We start from the raw sequence: 21,852 nt of genomic DNA on the forward strand, positions 1-21,852 counted from the left end.
CCATGACAAAAAACTGGGTTTTACTACTGGGGGCAGGGCTCTTAAGCGCATGTGCTAGCGCACCCATCACTCAATATTATCGCTTGGCGGATGTCACCCCCACGATCGCCCCCACATCCACCAAGCTGCCCGCCATCTTAGTGGATATTAAAGTAGCGGATTTTCTCTCCGCAGGGGGCATCGCCTATCAGCAAGGCGATGTTGAGCTGCGCTTAGCTCAGCAAAACTTATGGGCTGAACGGCTGCCAGAGGGCGTAAAGCGGGTACTAATCGCAAGAATGCAGCAACAAGCCCCCAATAAACTATGGCTAGGCTCTGCACCGAATGGGCGAATCAGCACGCTAAGCGTAGAACTTACCCAATTTAATGGCCGCGACGATGGGCAGGCCATCTTGGCGGGCCACTGGTTTTTAAGAAATGCGCAGCAAACCCTTGTATTGCAAGCCCCATTTCATATCGAGCTAGCCCAACAAGGCAAAGGCTACCCAGCCTTAGTCGCAGCGTTGGGCCAGGGCTTAGATCGCCTAGGGCAAGAAATCAGCCAAAAACTAGCCGAGTGCACGGCAAAGGGCGACTGCTAACACGCATAAAACCCTTGTTTTAAAAATAGCCCCCACTAAAAAAACCAAAGTTAAAAAGCTTGGTGCCACTATTTCTGGTGTATTTCAGAGCTATTTTTACAGGCGACTAGGTTTGTAAGGTTTCTTGTTTTTAGTTCATCAACTTGACATAATATACATTGTAGGCGTCATGTACTTGTAAGTTATTGTCTGATTCTGCCCTAGCTCAAGCTTACAATCTGCACTTGTAAAGATGAAGCCACAAGCAATAATGGTCATCAATTCTTTCTTGCTGCCAGAAAATCTTTCCTTCATTTTTTCCCAGTACTCTTGTTTTTGTTCACTTTTTGCATGCTCTGCTTCAATAATTGCGAGCAGTACGCGTGCGTCAATGCTTAGGATGTCTGAAAGTTGCATAAGTGCAAATGTATCTGGTCTTGAGCCTCTATTGTTCCAGTGGCTAATTGTTCCAGGTGTAATGCCGATTGCTTTTGCTAAGTCTTTATCTTCAACAATATTTAGTATTTTTTTAGCTTCTGTAATGATGTCTGTAAGATTTTCCATTACTTATCCTTGACTGAAATACACCTGTATATTTTAATGAGCTTATTCGTTTTACAGGTGTATTTTGATTATGGCACGCAAGAAAGCGCTTTCAACAAACATTGCAGACATTACCGCTGGTGCAACATTAGGGGTGGCTGATTTTTCTGCTATTGATTTGCTGCTTGAATCGTCTGCTGATCGTCGCGCATGTATTGAACGTTTTCTTGCTGCTGGCTATACACCTTCTCCGGCATTTCTTGCCGAATTGAATTCTGAATCTGTTGCCATCTATCTTTCTTTAAACCCTAGCGCTATGCGCGGGGCCTTCCAACGCTTGGCCCGCAAAAAGCTTTTGGTGAAATCTGAGGCTGCGAAGCAGCCAGCGGGGGGCGGCTTGCCGCACCTGCTGGCTGAGGCGCAGCCGATTGAGACCCCCCCTAGTAACACGGGGGTCACTACTACGGAGTGTAAGGGTTCCAAATCCTCCGACTTAGACTTACAGCCCCTAAAGCTCGTTGTTACCAATACGGGCGATATTGTTGAATTTCCTCAGCGTCGAGGCTGGGGCGGGGATCATGCCTTTGTTGATTGGCTCAATATCACCGTGCATAAATCTACTGCAGATCAATACGCTGATTTTTGCGTAACGGCAGAGGATTACATTTTAGCGGTTTCAATGCGCCTAGAGGCAATCTTTGGCTTCGGTGTAACTAATAAGTGTACTAATGGCCGCAATTTCTATCATCAGGCTTATGAATTAGGTGATGGTTGGGGCTATCTCTGCATTGGCGGCCAGCGTGAAACCATTTTAATTATGCTCAATGGCTCTGGATGTACTGCGGCTAAATATGGTTGGGAAGGGCGCATGCATGATTGGCTTATAAATGAGGCTGAAAATCCGCGTATTACCCGTGTTGATTGCGCTTATGACGACTATATGGGCGAAAACTACTCTGTTGATCGTGCCGAGTCTGATTTTGATGATGGAAAGTTTCAGTGTTATCGCGGCACGGCACCGGAATGCGAGCAAATCGGCAATTGGAAGCGGCCAAATGGGAAGGGGCGCACTTTTGCTACCGGCCTGCGCCGTTCTGGCAAATATAGTCGTACATACGAACGTGGTAAAAAATTCGGCTGCAAAGAATCGCCTTGGGTGCGTATTGAGGTTGAATTTAAATCGGTAGATCGTGTAATTCCATTTGATATTTTGTTGGTCGCTGGTGAGTACCTTGCGGCTAGTTACCCTTCTTTTGCTTGGATTAACGAAAAGCAATGTCGTATTCAATCTAATAAGGTTGAAACCAAGATTAACTACAACCGCGCCTTAGAAATCATTCAGCGTCAATACGGTCATTACTTTGATACGTTAATTCATATCGAAGGCTCGGCTGACGCGCTTATTGCAAAAATTCGACGTGATGGGGAGCCTAAGCGCTTAAAGGTTGCTGATTATCGGTTTTCGGCTGAGCCGATGCGCTTGGCGTCAATCACTAAAGATGCGGTTATTGCTGCTGAGTTTAATTTTCAAGACTTTAGGGTTAGGTGTTCTGCTGGGTAATTTTTTATGAATTTTAACGAGGTGTAATTATGCGTTTTAAAACAACTGTAACAGTAACGGGTGTTAAGTTTTTTAATGATGATGTTGAGGGCAAGCATTACGACACGACTACCTTATTTGTTTTGCTTGAATTGGATGAATCACAAGGCAGGGCGAAAGGTATGGCTGCTGCCGAATATAAATATCCGTCTTCGGCAATGTATCAAACAATGAAAGATTTGCCATTTCCGCATGAGGCTGAATTGGTATTGAACCAAGTTACAAGTGGCAAAGTCACAAAAACCACGCTTGAATCCCACCGCATGTTGCCGGTTGTAAGTCGTCAAACTGGCGAAGTAACTAAGGCGTAATCAAAATGAATTTAAAACCCGTTTGGATAGTTCAGTCTTTAGATGATGGCTTTTTCTTAATGCCACTTAATGGCGATGTTGGTTATACGCAATGGCTATCTGAGGCGGGTTTGTTTGAAGATAAACAGGCCGCAATAGATACGGCGGTTGATTTGCTGGATGGTCAATTCAGCGTATATGCCCATTATGTTATGGCTGATTAATATTGAATTGGTGAATGGGTGATATATGTCAACAAGTAAAATTGCAAATATTAAAATGCATCATAATGATGTAATTCAAATGATGCTTATCATTGACAATCAAATACATTCAAATAAAGAAAATATTTCTTCATTTGAATCTTTTGAAACTAATTGCATTGTAAATATTGATATTTACAAAAATAATTTAGTTGTTTTGGAGCGAATTAAATCAAATTTATTTGATTCGTTATATGTATGATTCAGCAATGCGTTTCAATTCGCCCAGATGGCCTATTGCAAGTCGCTTCTAATGTTGCGGGTTCTTGTGATTACATCATTACATCCGGTGGCGTTTGGGATTGGACGGTCGCGGATGCGCAACCTGTTTTAGCAAGTGTTTTAATCTTGTGGGCAATTGCCTACACAATTCGCGTCTGTATTAAGACGCTAAACTCTGGGGAAGTAAATCATGATTAAATTTTTAAAGAAATTGGGCGTTGTTGCTGTTGCTGCCGTTTCGACTGCACCAGCTTTTGCTGCGGTTGATACTGCAGGCGTAACTTCTGCAATTACTGATGCGGGCGCGGCTGTTGGTGTTGTTGGCGGTGCGGTATTGGTTGTGTTTGTGGGTATGAAAGTATTCAAATGGGTACGCGGCGCGCTTTAATTAGCGGCTTGTTTTCAATAGGGCGGCAATAGTCGCCCTTTTTTTATTGCGGGGAATATATGAATGGAAGGTCTTTTTTATTTAGTCGTTGTCTTATTGGCCTTTTGGCTTGTTTTTTCTGCGAATTAGCTTTTTCTGCTAAGTTTATTAATAGTGATTCAGGCAAAGAAACTAATGATCCTGTTGGTTTTACATATGCCTATGCTTTTTCTGTTGGCTATGGCGTAGGTGGTGAGGTTTTAGATAATACGTGTCCAGTAGTTCCAGAGGGTTCCGGTTGTATTGTAAAAATATGGGCAAAATCTGCATCTACTGGTGTTTCTATTCTTCAGAGTTTTATGCGTTTGAAAGAAGACAAATGTGCTATTAAAAAAGGTAAAAGTGCTGGTGATTTATTAGTTCCATTACCTTTTTCTGGTGTTGATGGTGCAGGTATGCCCATTGTTGTTTCTCCTGATGGTTTAAATTCATTTTTTAAAGATAGGGCTAGTTCTTGTGATGGGACTTGTGAATTAATTATGTCTGGCTCTTTTTCGAATGGTGACAAATTATTTGCAATTGGTAGCGATAAAAAAAGTGCTTATGCATTGTTGAAAATGCAATATTCTGGTGATGAATGTAATCTATTTGATGGGAAAAAAGCGCCTCAGCCGCCTAGTGCCACTAGTCCACCTGACCCTAATAAAGCGCCAAAATTCCCCGGTGATTGTCCTGCAAATTCTAGTTTTGGACAGGTTAATGGGGTTAATGCGTGCGCTAAAAATCCACCAAATCCTACCGACCCAGCCCCGCCGCCTAAGCCTACTGATAAAGATAAATGCGTGGCAAATTGTGACAAATGGGATCCAAAGAAACCCTCGGATGGTACTGGTGGTGGCACGGGTACTGGTGGTACTGGCGGTGGTGGCGGTGGTGGTGGTGGCGGTACGGGCACAGGAACTGGCGAAGATGGTAAAGATAAACCAACTCCGACCCCTACACCTACGCCTCCCCCTGACGGTTCAATTACTGGTTCGTGTGATTCTTTCAAGTGCAAAAACAATGATCCAGCTACGTGTGAGATTGCGCGCCTAGCTTGGCTTAATAAATGCGAGTCTGATAAGGGTATTGATGAATTAAATAAATCTGATTTAAAGAAAATAGGTGATAAGTCAATATCTGGTGATGATATGGATGGCATTAAGTCTAAATTGAATTTTGGCGAAAATGGCAATGTTGACATGACCGGTGTAATTAAAAGAGATACGTTTTTAAGTAAAGGCGGATTATCTGATGTTCATTTTTCAGTGATGGGTAAAGGGTTTGAATTACCTTTTTCAAAGATAAATAAATACTTATCAATGGCGGGAAATATTGCTGTAGCTTTTTCTTTAATCGCTGCAGCTAGAATTCTTTCTTCCGCTGTTTAATTGGGGGTTATATGCCTGCATTACTTGCTATTCCTTGGATTGCCGCTTTAATTGGTGGGCTTGTTTCTGCGGCTGCTACTTTTGCCGGTCGTGCTTTGATTGGTCTTGGCGTGGGAATTGTCACGTATACCGGCTTTAAAATTGTGCTGGAAAAATTACAGAGTGATGTTATTTCTAATCTTCAAGGTGTACCGATTGAAATTATTCAAATAATGGGGCTTTTGGAAGTGGATACTTGCGTATCTATTATCTTTTCTGCCTATTTGGGTAAGTTGGTAATTGGTGGTTTAACTGGTGGTTCCATGAAAAAATGGGTGACTAAATGATTAATCTCGTTACCGGCCAGCCAGGTGCGGGCAAAACTTTACGTACTTTGCAGGAAGTAAAAGAGCTTTCAGAGAAAGATGGTCGTCAAGTTTATTACTCTGGTATTGCTGATTTAAAGCTGCCGTGGATTGAAATTGATGCTGATAAATGGTTTGATTGCCCAAAAGGCGCGATTATTGTTATTGATGAATGTCAGCGAATATTTAGAACGCGAGCGAATGGTTCAAATGTGCCTAAGCATGTTTCTGAATTAGAGACGCATAGGCATAAAGGGTTGGATTTGTTTCTAGTCACACAACACCCCATGCTTGTCGATGGTAATGTGCGCCGTTTGGTTGGGCGTCATTTGCATGTAATGCGGGCCTTTGGTATGCACAAGGCTAATATTCATGAATGGCAAGGGATTAAAGAGAATTGTGATAAATCTCGTTCTGATTCTGTAAAGCATGTCTGGTCTTATCCCAGGGATGTATTTAATTATTATAAATCGGCGGAATTGCACACAGTAAAGCGTCGGATTCCGGCTAAATTGCTGGTTCTTGTTGTGTTGCCTTTTGTTGTGATCGGGGCGTTTTATTACGTTTACACCCATCTTGTGAATAAGAAACCGTCGGCTGATGCTAATGCGTCTATTTCCGCGTCTGCACCGGCGGGGTATGTGCCATATAGTCCGCAACCGGTTGACCGAAAGAAAACAACCGCGCAATGGATTGAAGAACAAACGCCTAGGGTGCTTACGTTGGCGTATACCGCGCCGGTATACGACAAGCTCACTGAGCCGGTAAGCGTTCCAGCACCGCAAGCTTGCATTAAGTCTGCAAGTAAAGGCTGCTTGTGTTTTACGGATCAAGCCACGCCTCTTTATATGCCTGTGGAGCTTTGCGAAAACATTGTTAAGCATGGCGTTTATTTGGCTTTTTTAGGTAAGCCAAATATTGAAAAAAAAGAAGAGATTTAACGGTGAGTATGCTCAGATTATTTTTTTGTGCACTGGTTTTGCTTGCACTTTCTTCGTGTGCAACGGTGCATCCACTTGATCAAGGTGCATTTATTGATTTTTGGAATAGGGGCCGTTTGGTAAGTGGGTCTGCTAGTGGCGGCGACTTGTAAGTACTTTGAAAGTGATGTTTTTATCTGTATGCTTCCATTATTAATGAGGGCTTACAGTTTATGCGGTATTTGTTTGTTTTTATCTGTTTGGTTGCGCCATACGCTTCTGCTGCTGTGTATAAATGCTTTGATGGTGTCCGGCCTAAGTACACTTATCAAAATGCGCCTTGTGAGGATTCAGGGTTAAAAACGGCAAAAGAAATTACTAACAAGGATGCTTTGGTGGGTAGTGCGGATTTTTCGGGTTACCGTAGAGAGGCGCGGGAAAGGGCTGAGATTTCGAGGAATGTTGAGCGGGATTTTATTGAGCGGCGTAATGTTGAATATCAGCGTTCGGGGGTGGAGCAGCGTAAAGATACTGCAACTGAGTGTGCGTCATTAGTTGAGGAGAAGCGTTATATTGTGAGCATGCAAAGGCATAAGTCTACGGCATGGCTGCATGCGCGTTATGCTGAAAATAGAAAGCGAATGCAGGCGATTGATTGCCAAGGGTTGTAATCATGAAAGCCAGCTTAATGCTGGCTTTTTTCATTAAGAATTAACGCTGATTCAATTCACACTTAAGCCATTTTTGGTAAGGTTTTTGATGTGTCGTGCTCAGGTTTCACGCACTTGTGCGTGCAAGCTGGGCTAATGAGGTGCGTTTGATCGGATTTGAGGAATTACCCTTTTAAAGGCGGGTTTTAATAGGGTTGTGTCGACGGGGCGGGCGGATCTTTTTCTCTGAAGACAGTTGCGAGCATGAGTCCGTATTTTGCTTCTAAGCTGCATTGGTTTTTGTAGAAGTTGCGTTGTTTTATTAACGACTCAATCAAGGTGTATTGGCTATTGCATAACATGCGGTCTTTTCGGTAGTGATCAATAAAAAGGATTTCTTCGATTCTTGCGCATCCTTTTTTGTTGCCATGGGGTGGAATGAGGCATTGCTCGGCTAGCGTCCAGTCTTTCCACTCACCAAAGGGCACAATGCCGCTTGTGTAGAATCTGGCCAGAAGAAAGATTGATCTTGGTATGGGGTCCTGGCCGGTTTGCCAGCGGTTTATTTGTCGGGGGCTGGTGCCTAGTATTTCAGCTAATTCTGATTCTGGCTTTGTTGATATGGCGAAGATTAATTCAGTTGTGGTTACATTGAAGTCAGCTATTGGCATATTTCGCATTCTGTTTTCTCATAAAATAAGGCGCGTAACGGCTGTTACGCGCCTTATCCTTGTTGCATGGATACTGTAATGTGTTGTTTTTAGCCAACGTGTAATTATTTACTCATGGTGGTTTTTCGGGTGAAATTAGCCTTGTAAGTTTACGTTTTATTCGCCTGTAGCTTGACATAATATACAATATACGAAATAAATGAAAATGACCGGTGTAAGCATTATTACGAAATGTAATTATTTTTTAAAAGCAGTAAGGATTTGCCGCGTCAGTCAACCAACCACTCATTGCAAGCTTAAGTAAACCCGGGTATGTCTCTTACTCATTTTTTGTCATTCGCCTGAACATATCAACGTCAATAGAGTTAACAATACATGGCTTTTTTGAAAAAGAAGCATAATCAGGCGAGTAAAAATACAGTCTTTTCCAAACCTTCCGGTAGAGGGGCTAGCACCTATTCATTGCCCCGTCACATTACTTACGCAGGATATGCCTTCATTCTCTACTAGGAATTTGACGTATCCATGGCACATCCCTCTATATTATTTAGCATTCTAGCGCTGCTCTCTACGGCATCCTATGCGCAAACTGAGTTCCCAGCAGTGCTAGCTGGGCATGCAGTTATGTCAGCTAAATCCTTTATCCCTGCACCTCAAGATGCGCCTGAAGATTTAAAAATCAGTGGCAAATTTACGACGGGTAAACGCGTAGAAGATTTAGCCTCCGTTGAAGGCTTATCATTTGGGCGCCCAACAGGGATATCGCTTCCTTTTACGGGCCAGCCCTTGCAAGGGCATTCTGGCATTAAGAAAATGCCAGATGGCAGTTTTTGGATTATCACGGATAACGGCTTTGGCGCTAAGGCCAATTCTGCCGATGCCATGCTGTATTTAAACCACTACGCCGTGGATTTTAATAGCGGCAAGATGCAGCGCCTAGAGACTATTTTTTTACATGATCCAGAAAAAAAAGTGCCATTTCGAATTATTCACGAAGGCAGCAAGCAGCGTTATTTAACGGGCAGCGATTTTGATACTGAGAGCTTTCAATTTGCAGGTGGGGCACTATGGATTGGTGATGAATTTGGCCCATTCCTGATTAAGGCTGATTTAAAAGGCAAGGTCTTGGCGGTGTTTGATACCTTGCTAGACGGCAAAGTGATTCGATCACCTGACCACCCAGCCATTACAACGCCCGCCGCACCAAGCGCAAACGTAGATTTTCAAGTTCGCCGCTCAAAAGGCTTTGAGGGCATGGCGGCATCTAAAGATGGCAGCAAACTCTACGCCTTGCTAGAAGGGGCAGTTTGGGATGTGGAGACCAAAGCCAATGAAAACCTGCAAGGCAAAGACTATTTACGCGTACTGGAGTTCGATGTAAAAAAGGAAGCGTGGACTGGACGACACTGGAAGTACATATTAGAAAACAACGCGAATGCGATTGGTGATTTCAATATGATCGACGATCAAACCGGCTTGATTATTGAGCGGGACAATGGCGAAGGTACGGCAGATAAGGCCTGCCCTGAAGGGAAAAAGCGTAGCGATTGCTTCCATGATCTGGCTAAATTCAAACGTGTTTACAAGGTGGCATTAAGCGAGGCCAATGTCGGTGGCCCGCTACGTAAAATTGCATATATCGATTTAATGAATATTGCCGATCCCGCCAAGCTTGCTCGCAAGCCGCTCAATAATGGCGTGTTTACCTTTCCTTTTTTCACCATTGAAAACGTTGATATCGTGGATGCTAAGCATATTGTGGTGGGTAATGATAATAACCTGCCATTTTCTAGTAGCCGCGAGCCCAACCAAGCCGATGATAATGAACTTATTTTGTTGGAGGTTGCTGATTTCTTAAATGCCATTTAACTTGCTGTATTGCAGCGCAAACAAGAGCGACCATTACTTTGCGTGTAAAATTTACAAATACATTCAGCAATGTAGACGACCCCACCCTGAAGGGGTATGGTTTAGCGTCATTATTTGATGGAGATCCTTGGTGGAAAGTTTTAGTTATCGAATTGCTATCGATCAATAGCTGCAAGGTAACTGCGGATCCCCATCTGCCGCTACCTTGCCGCTTGGCGGGTAACGGTGTCTATTTAGCCTTTCCATAGGCTTGTGTAGCGCCATTCCTATTCACTTGCATATCACCTCGCAACGGCTGCGTGGGCTAATTTTGGGCGACAATCCGCCATTTAATTTGCAAGTTAATCTATATTAATTTTTATTACTGATTTATCTAATAACAATAACAAGGAGAGTTAAATGCTCTTTATTCAAAGCTTTGATTTGATTTGGCTACTCAATTCTTTGGTTAGTTTAAGCACCGCATTTATTTTAGGCTCTATCATTGGCTATGAGCGCCAATATCGGCAACGCACTGCGGGGCTTAGAACTAATGCACTGGTTTCTTTGGCTGCGGCTATTTTTGTGGGGCTGGCTTATCGTGTACACGGGCCAGATGGTGCGGCGCGGGTGATCTCTTATGTGGTTTCTGGCGTGGGCTTTTTGGGCGCGGGCACCATTATGAAAGAGGGTTTGAATGTGCGCGGCCTAAATACTGCGGCCACACTCTGGGGGTCGGCCGCAGTGGGCGCGTGCTCTGGTGCCGGCTTAATTGCAGAAGCCTTGCTTGCGGCTATCTTTGTATTAGCGGCTAATACTTTATTACGCCCCGTAGTGAATGCAATTAATCGCTCACCGATTAATGATCAGAGCGGCGAGGTTAGCTATCAGGTTTGTATGATTGTAGATGGCGATCGGCAAAAGCACGCGCTTAATGTATTGGAATCGATGTTAACGCAAATTGAATACCCATTAGGTGATTTAAATGTAGAGCCGTTTGGGGATGATGATGTGGAAATCACCGCCACGTTGCTTTCTAGCAAGGTTGATTCTGGTAAGTTAGATACATTAATTATGCAAATCCAAAAGCGCCCTTATGTAAAACAGGCATTCTGGAATCTATCTGCTGCGGAATAATGCCTATAGCCCAATAGATAGCAGGCAAAAACAAACCCCATGCTAGATGGGGTTTGTTTTATGCATTTACTAATAATTACTTAGCAAGCGCTTCTTCACGCAAATGATTTTCTACATAAGCATTGCCGTAATAGCTATCTAACAGCAATTGTTTTAACTCTGAAATCAACGGGTAGCGTGGATTAGCGCCGGTGCATTGATCATCAAAGGCTTCTTCTGCCAACTGATCTACTTTAGATAAGAACAGCGCCTCAGGCACGCCCGCTTCTTTGATCGAAGCAGGAATCTGGATCGTTGTTTTTAGCTCTTCAATCCAAGCAATCAGATTCTGTACTTTTTGCTCGTCATTTTTTCCACCAAGGCCTAAATGCTCGGCAATATCAGCATAACGACAACGCGCTTGCGGTCTATCGTATTGGCTAAATGCAGTTTGCTTGGTTGGAATATCTGCCGAGTTAAAACGAATTACATTAGAAATTAGCAGGGCATTGGCTAAGCCGTGTGCCAGATGGAACTCAGCACCCAGTTTATGCGCCATGGAGTGACAAACCCCTAAGAATGCATTGGCAAAGGCAATCCCAGCAATAGTGGAAGCGTTGTGCACTAATTCGCGCGCTTTAGGATCTTTTGCACCATTTAAGTAAGACGATGGTAGGTTTTCTTTAAGTAACTTCAAGGCTTGCAAGGCTTGCGGATCAGAATACTCATTCGCAAGCACCGACACATACGCTTCTAAAGCGTGCGTTATCGCATCAATACCACCGAAGGCAGTCAAGCTTTTTGGCATGTTCATCACTAAATCAGCATCAATAATCGCCATATTTGGGGTGAGTTCGTAATCGGCAATTGGGTACTTCATGCCGGTTTTTTCATCAGTCACCACCGCAAACGGGGTTACTTCTGAACCCGTGCCCGATGTGGTTGGGATAGCTACCAGTTCAGCTTTAATGCCCATTTTTGGGAACTTATAAATACGCTTGGTGATATCCATAAAGCGCAGTGCTAAGTCTTCGAAATGGACTTCTGGATGCTCGTACATCACCCACATAATCTTGGCGGCATCCATTGGCGAGCCGCCACCTAACGCAATAATCACGTCAGGTTTAAACATATTTAAGGAATGCACACCTTTACGAACCACTTCTAGGGTTGGATCGGCTTCTACTTCGTGGAACACTTCGACTTCCATGCCCATTTGCTTCAGTACTTTGATGGTTTCATCGCAGTAGCCATTGGCAAACAAGTAAGGGCCGGTAACGATAGTTGCGCGTTTTTTGCTAGACAAATCAGCCAGTGCAAACGGCAAGCAACCGCGACGGAAGTAAATGTTTTTAGGAAGTTTGTGCCATAACATATTTTCGGCCCGTTTAGCGACAGTTTTGGTGTTGATCAGGTGTTTTGGCCCCACGTTTTCTGAGATAGAGTTACCACCCCATGAACCACAACCCAGCGTTAAAGACGGAGCCAATTTAAAGTTATAAAGGTCGCCAATCCCGCCTTGCGAAGCAGGGGAGTTGATTAGAATACGGGCGGTTTTCATTTTGTCGCCAAAATAAGCAATCCGCTCATGCTGCTGATCTTGATCGGTATATAGCGCCGAGGTGTGGCCAATTCCGCCGAGTGCAACTAAAGCTTCAGCCTTAGTCACCGCTTCATAAAAATCTTTAGCGCGGTACATGGCCAGTGTTGGGGATAGTTTTTCGTGGGCAAAAGCTTCTTCTTCGCCAGTCGAGGATACTTCAGCAATCAAAATCTTTGTGTAACTAGGCACTTTAATGCCCGCCATCTCAGCAATTTTGACGGCTGCTTGACCGACAACGCCAGCATTTAAATTGCCATCAATCAAGATCACCTTACGAACGGCTTCGGCTTCTTTTTTGCTTAAAATATGGCCGCCGCTTTGAGCAAAACGGGCTTTCATCGCTTCATAAATGCTGTCTACTACGATAACTGATTGCTCCGATGCGCAAACCACACCGTTATCAAAAGTTTTAGACATCAAAATAGACGCTACAGCACGTTTAATATCGGCAGTTTCATCAATCACAACCGGCGTATTACCTGCACCTACACCAATGGCAGGCTTGCCGGAAGAGTAGGCTGCACGAACCATGCCTGGGCCGCCGGTTGCCAGAATCAGATTGATATCTTTGTGCTTCATCAGTTGATTAGAAAGCTCAACGGTTGGCTGATCAATCCAGCCAATAATATCGCGCGGTGCGCCAGCCGCTACGGCGGCATCCAATACAATACGCGCCGCTTCACAGGTGGAATTTTTAGCGCGTGGATGCGGGCTAAATACAATACCGTTACGGGTTTTAAGTGCAATCAGCGCTTTAAAAATCGCGGTAGAAGTAGGGTTGGTCGTTGGCACAATCCCGCAGATAATCCCAATAGGCTCTGCAATGGTGATAATTCCGTAGGCGTCATCTTGCGTTAAAATGCCGCAGGTTTTTTCGTCTTTGTACGCGTTGTAAATATATTCAGAGGCAAAGTGGTTTTTAATTACTTTATCTTCAAGTACGCCCATGCCTGTTTCTGCAACCGCCAGCTTGGCCAGTGGCAAACGCGCATCTGCCGCCGCCAGCGCCGCAGCGCGAAAAATCTTATCGACTTGTTCTTGTGAATAAGTGGCAAAAAGCTGCTGCGCTTTTTTGACTCGCACCATCAGTGCATCAAGTTCTTGAATGTTAGAAACGGTCATTTTCTGATCTCCGGAAGTATTATAAGTAAGGCACAAGGTGTTGCTTAAATAGGGCTAGCCCTGAAAACTACTGGCTGGTTACATAAAACGGAATACACACAGGATATACCTTGTTAGCTGGCGTTACTTGATATAGATCAATGTGGATTTGATTGTTATATATTACTTCGCATAATGTATATTATGTCAAGTTGAATGCGTCAGTGCGCTGCAGGAAGTGTTGGCGCTCGTACGCATAATTATTGTTCGCTTTCTTCGCGCTGCTTTTAAAGTTTGATCAAGTTGGCGTGCTGTTTGGTGTTCCGCCCTTAATTATAGAGTCGATTTGGTCTACTACGTTCGTCGGCCCATAGAGATATGCGGATGAAATAATTTGACAGCTAGTTGTCGAATTGGGAAACCAGTTGTCATTAAATTTGATAAGCAATGCCCACACTAGGAGTAGCTACCTTGTCATCTATTTGTAGAGTCGAAGCGGACGTTCTCAGTGACATCATGATCAACATATTTCGAGTTAACGCCCGTCTACTAGAAAAAGGAGGTCCCACTCCAACTTACCAGCGCACGCTGGCAGGTATTGGGCGCTGTTGCGCTTGCAGGCAAACCGTTGACTACGCCACAGATTGCCGAGTCGATGGATATTTCGCGGCAAGGCGCTCAAAAGCAATTAAATCGAATGTTTCATAATGTTTCAGCTTAAGCCTCTCGACCCAAGCCTTGGCTCTGATGCAAATCTATGCCCCAAACAATGGCAATTTCTTTAATTAATGCGACTAGGGACTAAAATGCCTTTGGCGATATTTGCTCACATACAAGGCTTTCCGCAGATTTTCCGCTATGTATATCCGGTGTTTGCTGGGTAAATTGAATTAATAAATTAGCGCCGATGCCCCGCAATGCCTTTGTTCTATTGGCTTTTTTACTTGTCAATTGCTTGCAGGGGTAAAAGCCACAAATTCATAACGTGACAGAAACACCATCCAGTCACTAAAATGGCGTCCGCCTTAAATGATCACAAAGCAATATGCGTCAGATCGAAGATACAAAAACAGCTGAACTACCTGGAATGCCGGCCGCAAAACGGCGCGGACGACCGCCTTTGGGCGAGCGGGCCATGACGGCTGCTGAGCGCCAAAGGGCCAGTAGAAAAGCCCGCTTTCAAGCGGGTTTAAAAAACATGAGTTTAACTACACCAGTGCAATTTAATGCCATGGTGGATATTGCAACGCGTGAAAAATTAAAGCGTGTTGCTGCCGAGCGAGGCCTCACCATGGGCCAGCTTTTAGATCATTTAATTGAGCAGCTTTAGTTTCTGCGAGTGCCATACATCATGGCTGGCGCTGATGAAATCACTAACACCAACAAAAGCCCCAATAAAATGCACGTGATGTCTGCGTAATTTATTTGCAATACGGCATCCGCTCGTGCGCTTCATCGGGTGCGCATTTTCAATCCCCCGTAAATTCAAATAATAAACAAACCACTCCCTATGCCACTTCTGGCTTTAAGCGATTCTCTCGCCTTGGTTTTTTATTTCACTAAAACATATTTCACTAAAACAATACACCCACAAAAATGCCAATGGCTTGGTAGGCCCACTGTTTCGCTGAAAAAATTCGATTGATTGCGGGGCCGTAGCCTTTTTGTAAAAAAGCGCATAAATCATTAAATATTTGTGACAACGTACACATCCAAATGCAACTCAGTTACAATTCAAGCGAATACTCCTCGAAAGGATTGAACGTGATTCACCGCCTACTCTCATTTGTACTGGCTGCAGCAATGTGCGGCCCCCTGCTTGCAGCTGATGTAAAGCCGATTAAATGGAGCGATCTCCAGCCCGACTCAAGCGCTTTACGCTCGGCCGTAGGTAATTTAAATCAAGAACAAAAAGCGCGGTTAATGCGTGCATTTCAGCAGCGTCAGCAAAAGGCAATTGTAGCCGCGGGAAAACTAAAACCTGCCGATTTAAGCATTGATATCAACACCTTGCTAAAAGAAGACTTTAGTGATTTAGAGCCTTTGGTGGCAAAAATTGAAGCCTTTGAGAAAAAGCGCACCACCGAAGCGCAAATAGGGTTGGATAAGCAAACAGTACAGTTAGATGGTTATTTGTTGCCGCTGAAACAGGCCAACAAAAAAGTGACCGAGTTTATTCTAGTGCCGGTCATTGGCGCTTGCATTCACGTGCCTGCCCCGCCGGCCAATCAAATGGTGGTGGTGCAATATCCTAAAGGTTTTCCTGCGGGGAATTTATTTGCACCGATCACGGTAACGGGCAAATTATTGGTGAAGTCTAGCAAATCCGATTTGGCGTTGGCCGATGGCAGTAGCAAGGTGGAAGTAGGCTATGCCATGACGGCGAATGAAGTTCGTGAATATCAAGCCAGTAAATAAGTGCTGACTATTTGTTTTTGATTTTTCTTTAAACAGCTTAAGGATTTTTACAATGAACAAACTATTAATTGCCGCCCTATTATCATTGGGATTAAGCAATGTCGCCGCAGCCCATGGCGCACATGTACACGGTGTGGCCGAAATAGATATAGCCATCGAAGGTAAACAACTGTTGATTACCTTAGAAAGCCCAGCAGACAACTTACTTGGATTTGAACACGCACCTAAAACTGCTGCGGAAAAAGCCACTTTTAAAAAAGTAAGTGAGCAATTGCAAAATACAGCCGCATTGTTTGTTCCTGATGCCGCAGCCCAGTGTAAGGCGGCCACTCCCGTAGTTAAAATGCCTGATTTTGGCAAGGGTGGCCATAGCGATATCGATGCAGAATACCGCTTTGAATGTGCCACCCCCCCCAATAATATTAGCCTTACGCTATGGAAAAACTTTGCTGGCTTTAAAACCATCAATGCCAACCTCGCTACAGCCCAAGGCCAAAAGCAGCTTAAATTAAAAGCTGGGCAAGTATTAAATCTGAAATAATAGTTTGCTGTGGTATTGGCATTAAATACGCAATATAAATTATTGGGTTAATTCTTAAGCCACAGAGTTTCACAGAGGAAACAATGCTTTGAGCTTTTCTCTGTGTACTCTGTGCTCTTAGTGCCTCTGTGGCTCAATGTTTAGCGCTACTTCATTAAGGCTCTATGTGGCTTTTTTAGCGCACATGGCATGAAACCCACCGTTTTTTGCTTTTACGCTTTAACACTGGCGGTACTTCACCCGCTCTACACCCACCACTTCTGATTCACCGCAATTCATCTATAGCCTTGGCCAATGGCTGGGGGATAAACCGGAAAAGCCATCTTGCTGATCGACATCAACGCCTTACAATTTACTTGGCCGGGCAATCCGCGCCCTACTCTTAATATCCCCTCATTTAGCCTTGCCAAGGGCGAGCGATTATTTTTGCATGGGCCAAGTGGCAGCGGCAAAAGCACTCTACTTTCTTTATTAACCGGTATTCACCTACCACAAAGCGGCAGTATTCGTATTTTGGGGCAAGATTTAGCCCAGCTTTCTGGCCCTAAACGTGATCGCTTTCGCGCCGATCATTTAGGCTATGTATTTCAGCAATTTAACTTACTGAGCTATTTATCCGTGCTCGACAATGTTTTGCTGCCATGTAAGTTTTCCCAATTACGTACTCAGCGTGCGGCCAATCCAAAAGCGCAGGCCTTGCATCTATTAGAGCGCCTTGATCTGCACCGCCATTTGCATCAACCAGTGAATGCCCTATCGGTTGGCCAGCAGCAACGTGTGGCTTTAGCCCGCGCATTAATTGGCGCGCCAGAGGTTTTAATTGCCGACGAGCCAACTTCCGCTCTAGATGCCGAGCGGCGCGAGGCGTTTATCAAGCTGCTATTTGAATGCGCGGCCGAGCATGAAACCGCCATTTTATTAGTCAGCCACGATCCACAACTGGCGGCTCAGTTTGATCGCAGTGTGAGCTTGCCGACGCTAAACCACGCCGCCATGGAGGCAGACGATGTTTAAAATCGCCTTTAAAAGCTTGCAAAACCGCCGACTGACTGTCGCATTGTCGGTTCTTACCGTTGCCTTATCTGTGCTGCTACTTATTGGCGTTGAAAGGCTGCGTACCGAGGCCAGAAATAGCTTCTCTAATACCGTAAGCGGCACAGATTTAATCGTCGGAGCGCGAACAGGCTCGGTACAACTCTTGCTTTACAGCGTTTTTCGCGTGGGTAATGCCACCAATAATATCGGCTGGGATAGCTATCAAAAGCTAGCAAAAGACGAGCGCGTGGAGTGGACAATCCCTGTGTCTTTGGGCGATAGCCACAAAGGCTTCCCAGTCTTAGGTACCAGCACCGATTACTTTAAGCACTTAAAGTTTGGCGAAGATCAGCATCTGCAACTGGCGCAGGGCAAGATATTTGCCCGCACTCATGACACGGTGCTCGGTGCCAATGTCGCTAAAAAATCTGGCTATGCATTAGGCAGTAAGATTGTACTGACCCACGGCAGTGGCGAAGGCGCGATGAGCGAGCACGCAGACCAGCCCTTTACCATTACCGGTATTTTAGCCCCGACCGGCACACCGGTAGACGATACCGTGCATGTCTCGCTTGATGGTTTAACCGCCATTCATGAAGGCTGGGAATCCGGCAGTGCATCGCTACTTTCTACCAGCGGCGTACTGGCGGCCGATGAAAACCGTGCCGTGCCGCCACCCGCCACCATTACTGCTTTTTACGTCGGCTTAAAATCGCGCACCTCGCTATTTAGCTACCAGCGGGCGGTAAACCAGTATCACGATGAAACGCTGATGGCAATCATGCCTGGCGTAGCCTTATCTGAGCTCTGGCAGTTAATGAAAATCGCCGAGCAGGCGCTATTGGTGGTGTCTGGCTTTGTGATGATTATTGGTCTATTGGGTATGCTAACTGCACTTTTAACGGGGCTAAACGAGCGCCGCCGTGAGATGGCGATCTTGCGCTCGGTTGGCGCAAGGGCATGGCAGATTTTTGTGCTGGTGATGGGCGAAACATTGCTACTGGTCAGCGTGGGGATTGCCGCTGGGGTGGGCTTGCTCTATCTGATTATCCTCGCCTGCCGCCCAGTGCTACGCGAATTTTACGGCATGAGTATCGCCATTAATCCGCCGACTTCTGCTGAGCTACTGATGCTGCTCGCCACTTTAATCGCCGGAGCCTTAATCGGCGCAATTCCCGCTTGGCGCGCCTATCGGATGTCGCTGAGTGATGGTTTAAGTCAGCAAAGTTAAAAGGGATGGCGGCTAGACGTAAGCCGCCCCACTACCATATAAAGAGCATGGCATGAGCATCTCAGCAGAACTTATCACCAGAACTATTCTTACCGGCTTTGGTGCAACCCTGCTCATGGATTTGTGGGCACTATTATTAAAACGTTTCTTTAATATTCAATCGCTTAACTGGGCGATGGCGGGTCGCTGGATTGGCCATATGCCAAGGCGTTTCAGGCATGCCAGCATTGCCAAAGCCGCGCCAATCAAGGGCGAATTGCAGTTGGGCTGGATAGCTCATTACGCGACGGGGGTCTTTTTTGCAGCCTTGCTAACGGCCATTGCGGGGCCAGAGTGGCTGACGCAGCCAGCGTTTTTGACCACCACCCTCTTTGGAATCGCAACCGTAGCCTTTCCATTCTTTATAATGCAGCCCAGCATGGGCGCGGGCATTGCCGCATCAAAAACACCCAAGCCCCAGCAAGCCCGCCTGCGCAGCCTGATGACGCATGCAGTTTTTGGGATGGGCTTGTATGGCTCAGCCCTGTGTCTGACTTTGGCGGTTTAAGTATTGAGCTGGCAAAGGGCCCACACATGTTCCCTTAACCAGCGGTGTACTGGATCGGCGTGGTGGCGGGTGTGCCAGCTTTGGCTAACCTCCACACGATCCATTGCAATTGGCAACTCAAAGCTATATAGACGATGCTGCGGCATGGCCCAGCGCACAAAAGGCTCGGGCATCGCGGTAATAAAATCCGAGCTTGCCGCCATCATCAGGGCCGCCTGAAAGCCGGGGGCGACCATCGCCACTCGACGCTGTAAACCCAGCGCTTTGAGCGCCGCATCCATCCGGCCAGCCTCTTGCACACGCCGTGATGCCACATCTACACCACTAAGCTCCTGCCCTCTTCTTGATGCAGTATCTATACCGCCAAGCTCCTGCTCCCTTCTTGATGTTGAGATATGTGGCCACGCCACAAAATCCTCCGCGCTCACCGCTGTGCCCGCCAGAGGATGGCCCGCCCTCACTACGCCAACAAAAGACGCGCTAAATAGCGGCTGGCTGTAAACCTCCAGCTCTGTTGGGCCTGCCATGCTCACCACGCCCAAATCCAGATCGACACTGCCATTGCGTAAGGCTTCGATGTTTTTATCAGCGCGAGAAACAAAATGTAAGGCGATATTAGGCGCTTCGGCCAACAGAGCTGCTACTAGTCGGCTTGCCCACGCGCCAAGAAAACCATCATTAGCGCGCACAGTAAACGTGCGTTGCAGGTTAGTAAAATCCACCTCTTGCGGCGTAAACACACCACGCACTTCCTCAATGGCCGCCCTTACCCGTGCCCCCAAAGCCAGCGCCCTTGGCGTTGGCACCAAGCCGCGCCCAGCGGGGACAAACAACGGATCACCAATGGCTTCACGCAAACGCGTTAAGCGGCGGCTCATCGCAGGTGGGCTAAGATGCAATGCCCTTGCCGCGCCTACCACACTGCCTTCACGCAGCAGCGCATCCAGATCTAACAGCAAATTGAAATCAAGGTGCTTCACTAAATAGTCCTTAATTAAGGAGGATTACCCAACAACAATCCCCATTAGCAAGCCAAAGAGAATCAGCGCCACTAAAGCCGTTAAAGCTCAAGTGGAACAACCTAAATGCCATAATTTAGCAATTAAATCCCCCCTAATGGAGTGCAAAATAAAAGGGGGCGTGTTTTGAATTACACCCAGCCCAGCCCAGCCCAGCCCAGCCAGCGTAGCGGTAGCTGCATGTCTAAGTCGTGATACCAAGCGTAGGCGCACCAACCGCCGATGGCGGTATAGATGGCGGGGATAAGGTTATAAGCCCCACCCAGCTTAGCAGTGATTTAACTTCTGACTCGCCACTGGCCACGCGTAACGCCTTAGGGAAACGTGGCTCATAGCTCAGCATCAGCGACGTAATGCCCACCCACGCCCCAAACCACAAATAAGGGCGATAAAACAAGCCGCAGCCCCAGTGCGTGTTTTCCAGTTAAGCGGTTTCCAGCGCCTCACTCGGCATAAGTGCTATACCTTACAAGATCTGTTTGTGTTCATAATAACATTATCCAACCATTGCAATGGTAGATCAGAAAGCACAAAGCTTCGTGTAATATAGGAAACCTCCTGTAAGCCCTTGGTTTATTTATGCCCTTTGATCTACTTGCCTCATTCGCCGCTGCTTTTAATCAAGATCAGCGCCTTATCTCTCTGCAACTAGGCGATGGTGCAGCTTGGGGTGAGCAGCTCTTACCCCAGCGCGTAACAGGTCGTGAGGGGATCAACCAAGCTTATCGCTATCAAATCGATTGCTTATCGCCCGATGGTGCTTTAGAGCTCAAATCGCTGCTAGGCTTGCCGATCGTCTTGTCTATTGCAAATGCCAATGGCGATGCAATTGAGCGTTGCGGGGTGGTGAGCCAGGCGCAGCTTTTAGGTTCTGATGGGGGCTTCGCTAAGTATTCCCTTACCGTAGAGCCGCCTTTTGCGCTGCTTAGATACCGCCGTACTTCACGGGTGTTCCAAGACTTATCTATTCCGGATCTGATTAAACAGGTACTGGCTGAGCATCAAGCCAAGAATCCTGTGTTTGCCTCAGTACAAACGCTGGATTTCAAATTGTCCGGCGAATACCCGCCGCGCTCTTATTGCCTGCAATACCGCGAAGATGATTTTGCGTTTTTATGCAGATTAATGAAAGAAAGTGGTTTGGCTTGGCGCTTTGAGCATTTAGCCGGAGACACGCCTCAAGTTCAGTTGGTGCTGTTTGATGATGCTTTTGCTCTGCCCGAAGCAATAGAAACGGCGGTTAGATTCCATCGTCCAGATGCAACAGAAGAAAGCGATTCACTCACCGCTTGGAATACCCAGCGGCAAGTTGGTAGCAGCTCGGTGGCTTTGGCGAGCTTCGATTACAAAGCGAGTAATACCAGCCACAGTTCAAGCGATAGCGCGATCGACCAAGGAGATGGCGGGCAACAAATCCAAGCCAGCCTAGAATATTACGACCCGCAAACGCATTACTACGCCAGCGATTTAGACCAGCTCAGCAACGATGCAAAGCTGCGTCAGGACGCTTTAGATGGGCAAAAGAAATCGTTT

Annotated in this window: 23 protein-coding genes and 1 pseudogene; 20 read left to right on the forward strand and 4 right to left on the reverse strand. The window is 46.0% G+C overall.

What is annotated here, in order from left to right; translation table 11 throughout:
- Positions 1-2 precede the first annotated feature (2 nt).
- Complete coding sequence (locus Q0R17_RS10655) at positions 3-581, forward strand: membrane integrity-associated transporter subunit PqiC (RefSeq protein WP_293934925.1); 579 nt, start codon at positions 3-5, stop codon at positions 579-581.
- Between the two features lie 138 nt (positions 582-719).
- Here Q0R17_RS10655 and Q0R17_RS10660 read toward each other — a convergent pair whose 3' ends face one another.
- Complete coding sequence (locus Q0R17_RS10660; RefSeq protein ID WP_293934928.1) at positions 720-1,124, reverse strand: helix-turn-helix domain-containing protein; 405 nt, start codon at positions 1,122-1,124, stop codon at positions 720-722.
- Between the two features lie 70 nt (positions 1,125-1,194).
- Here Q0R17_RS10660 and Q0R17_RS10665 point away from each other — a divergent pair, with 70 nt between their 5' ends.
- The 9 genes from Q0R17_RS10665 (at position 1,195) to Q0R17_RS10705 (ending at position 7,210) form a co-directional block, all read left to right on the forward strand.
- A complete protein-coding gene (locus Q0R17_RS10665) occupies positions 1,195-2,664 on the forward strand; it encodes a replication initiation factor domain-containing protein (protein ID WP_293934930.1) in 1,470 nt (489 codons plus the stop codon).
- Positions 2,665-2,693: 29 nt separating this feature from the next.
- A complete protein-coding gene (locus tag Q0R17_RS10670; RefSeq protein WP_293934933.1) occupies positions 2,694-3,014 on the forward strand; it encodes a hypothetical protein in 321 nt (106 codons plus the stop codon).
- A gap of 5 nt (positions 3,015-3,019) precedes the next feature.
- A complete protein-coding gene (locus Q0R17_RS10675) occupies positions 3,020-3,217 on the forward strand; it encodes a hypothetical protein (RefSeq protein WP_293934935.1) in 198 nt (65 codons plus the stop codon).
- A 25-nt stretch (positions 3,218-3,242) separates the two neighbouring features.
- Positions 3,243-3,458, forward strand: coding sequence for a hypothetical protein (locus Q0R17_RS10680; protein ID WP_293934938.1), 216 nt, complete (start codon positions 3,243-3,245; stop codon positions 3,456-3,458).
- A 210-nt stretch (positions 3,459-3,668) separates the two neighbouring features.
- Positions 3,669-3,866 (forward strand): major capsid protein, encoded by a 198-nt coding sequence (locus Q0R17_RS10685; RefSeq protein ID WP_293934941.1) that lies wholly within the window; start codon positions 3,669-3,671, stop codon positions 3,864-3,866.
- A gap of 59 nt (positions 3,867-3,925) precedes the next feature.
- Complete coding sequence (locus Q0R17_RS10690; RefSeq protein WP_293934944.1) at positions 3,926-5,275, forward strand: hypothetical protein; 1,350 nt, start codon at positions 3,926-3,928, stop codon at positions 5,273-5,275.
- Positions 5,276-5,286: 11 nt separating this feature from the next.
- Positions 5,287-5,601, forward strand: a complete 315-nt coding sequence (locus tag Q0R17_RS10695) for a DUF2523 family protein (RefSeq protein ID WP_293934947.1) — start codon at positions 5,287-5,289, stop codon at positions 5,599-5,601.
- On the forward strand, positions 5,598-6,560 hold the full coding sequence (locus Q0R17_RS10700) for a zonular occludens toxin domain-containing protein (protein ID WP_293934950.1): 963 nt from the start codon (positions 5,598-5,600) through the stop codon (positions 6,558-6,560). The genes Q0R17_RS10695 and Q0R17_RS10700 overlap by 4 nt, the downstream gene beginning before the upstream one ends.
- Before the next feature lie 212 nt (positions 6,561-6,772).
- Positions 6,773-7,210: a hypothetical protein gene (locus tag Q0R17_RS10705; protein WP_293934952.1), complete on the forward strand. Its 438-nt coding sequence runs from the start codon at positions 6,773-6,775 to the stop codon at positions 7,208-7,210.
- Between the two features lie 185 nt (positions 7,211-7,395).
- Here the strand turns inward: Q0R17_RS10705 and Q0R17_RS10710 are convergent, their stop codons facing one another.
- Positions 7,396-7,869: a hypothetical protein gene (locus Q0R17_RS10710; RefSeq protein WP_293934955.1), complete on the reverse strand. Its 474-nt coding sequence runs from the start codon at positions 7,867-7,869 to the stop codon at positions 7,396-7,398.
- Between the two features lie 516 nt (positions 7,870-8,385).
- On the opposite strand from Q0R17_RS10710, the gene Q0R17_RS10715 reads away from it, so the two are divergent.
- Positions 8,386-9,729 (forward strand): esterase-like activity of phytase family protein, encoded by a 1,344-nt coding sequence (locus Q0R17_RS10715; RefSeq protein ID WP_293934958.1) that lies wholly within the window; start codon positions 8,386-8,388, stop codon positions 9,727-9,729.
- Positions 9,730-10,128: 399 nt separating this feature from the next.
- A complete protein-coding gene (locus tag Q0R17_RS10720; protein ID WP_293934959.1) occupies positions 10,129-10,845 on the forward strand; it encodes an MgtC/SapB family protein in 717 nt (238 codons plus the stop codon).
- A gap of 76 nt (positions 10,846-10,921) precedes the next feature.
- Here Q0R17_RS10720 and adhE read toward each other — a convergent pair whose 3' ends face one another.
- Positions 10,922-13,549, reverse strand: a complete 2,628-nt coding sequence (gene adhE, locus Q0R17_RS10725; RefSeq protein WP_293934961.1) for a bifunctional acetaldehyde-CoA/alcohol dehydrogenase — start codon at positions 13,547-13,549, stop codon at positions 10,922-10,924.
- A 562-nt stretch (positions 13,550-14,111) separates the two neighbouring features.
- On the opposite strand from adhE, the pseudogene Q0R17_RS20065 reads away from it, so the two are divergent.
- The 7 genes and pseudogenes from Q0R17_RS20065 to Q0R17_RS10755 all read left to right on the forward strand — a co-directional run.
- A pseudogene (locus Q0R17_RS20065) lies at positions 14,112-14,249 on the forward strand (MarR family transcriptional regulator); the annotation flags it as partial.
- Positions 14,250-14,573: 324 nt separating this feature from the next.
- Positions 14,574-14,858: a hypothetical protein gene (locus Q0R17_RS10730; protein WP_293934962.1), complete on the forward strand. Its 285-nt coding sequence runs from the start codon at positions 14,574-14,576 to the stop codon at positions 14,856-14,858.
- Positions 14,859-15,292: 434 nt separating this feature from the next.
- Positions 15,293-15,946 carry a DUF3299 domain-containing protein gene (locus tag Q0R17_RS10735; RefSeq protein ID WP_293934964.1) on the forward strand — a complete coding sequence of 218 codons (654 nt, stop codon included), beginning with the start codon at positions 15,293-15,295 and terminating at the stop codon, positions 15,944-15,946.
- A 52-nt stretch (positions 15,947-15,998) separates the two neighbouring features.
- Positions 15,999-16,487 carry a DUF2796 domain-containing protein gene (locus tag Q0R17_RS10740; protein WP_293934966.1) on the forward strand — a complete coding sequence of 163 codons (489 nt, stop codon included), beginning with the start codon at positions 15,999-16,001 and terminating at the stop codon, positions 16,485-16,487.
- A 324-nt stretch (positions 16,488-16,811) separates the two neighbouring features.
- Positions 16,812-17,501 (forward strand): ABC transporter ATP-binding protein, encoded by a 690-nt coding sequence (locus Q0R17_RS10745; RefSeq protein ID WP_293934968.1) that lies wholly within the window; start codon positions 16,812-16,814, stop codon positions 17,499-17,501.
- Positions 17,494-18,753, forward strand: a complete 1,260-nt coding sequence (locus tag Q0R17_RS10750; protein WP_293934971.1) for an ABC transporter permease — start codon at positions 17,494-17,496, stop codon at positions 18,751-18,753. Before Q0R17_RS10745 ends, Q0R17_RS10750 begins: the two co-directional genes overlap by 8 nt.
- A gap of 52 nt (positions 18,754-18,805) precedes the next feature.
- Complete coding sequence (locus Q0R17_RS10755; protein ID WP_293934974.1) at positions 18,806-19,300, forward strand: DUF2938 domain-containing protein; 495 nt, start codon at positions 18,806-18,808, stop codon at positions 19,298-19,300.
- Here the strand turns inward: Q0R17_RS10755 and Q0R17_RS10760 are convergent.
- The gene (locus Q0R17_RS10760) at positions 19,297-20,280 is read right to left on the reverse strand and encodes a LysR family transcriptional regulator (RefSeq protein WP_293934977.1); all 984 of its coding nucleotides are present in this window, start codon (positions 20,278-20,280) and stop codon (positions 19,297-19,299) included. The two genes, Q0R17_RS10755 and Q0R17_RS10760, sit on opposite strands and share 4 nt — an antisense overlap.
- 618 nt (positions 20,281-20,898) lie before the next feature.
- On the opposite strand from Q0R17_RS10760, the gene Q0R17_RS10765 reads away from it, so the two are divergent.
- Positions 20,899-21,852, forward strand: a 954-nt coding sequence (locus tag Q0R17_RS10765) for a type VI secretion system Vgr family protein (protein WP_293934980.1), incomplete at its 3' end; no start/stop codon positions are given.

The sequence above is a fragment of the Iodobacter sp. genome, from assembly GCF_025352645.1.
Taxonomy (GTDB): domain Bacteria; phylum Pseudomonadota; class Gammaproteobacteria; order Burkholderiales; family Chitinibacteraceae; genus Iodobacter.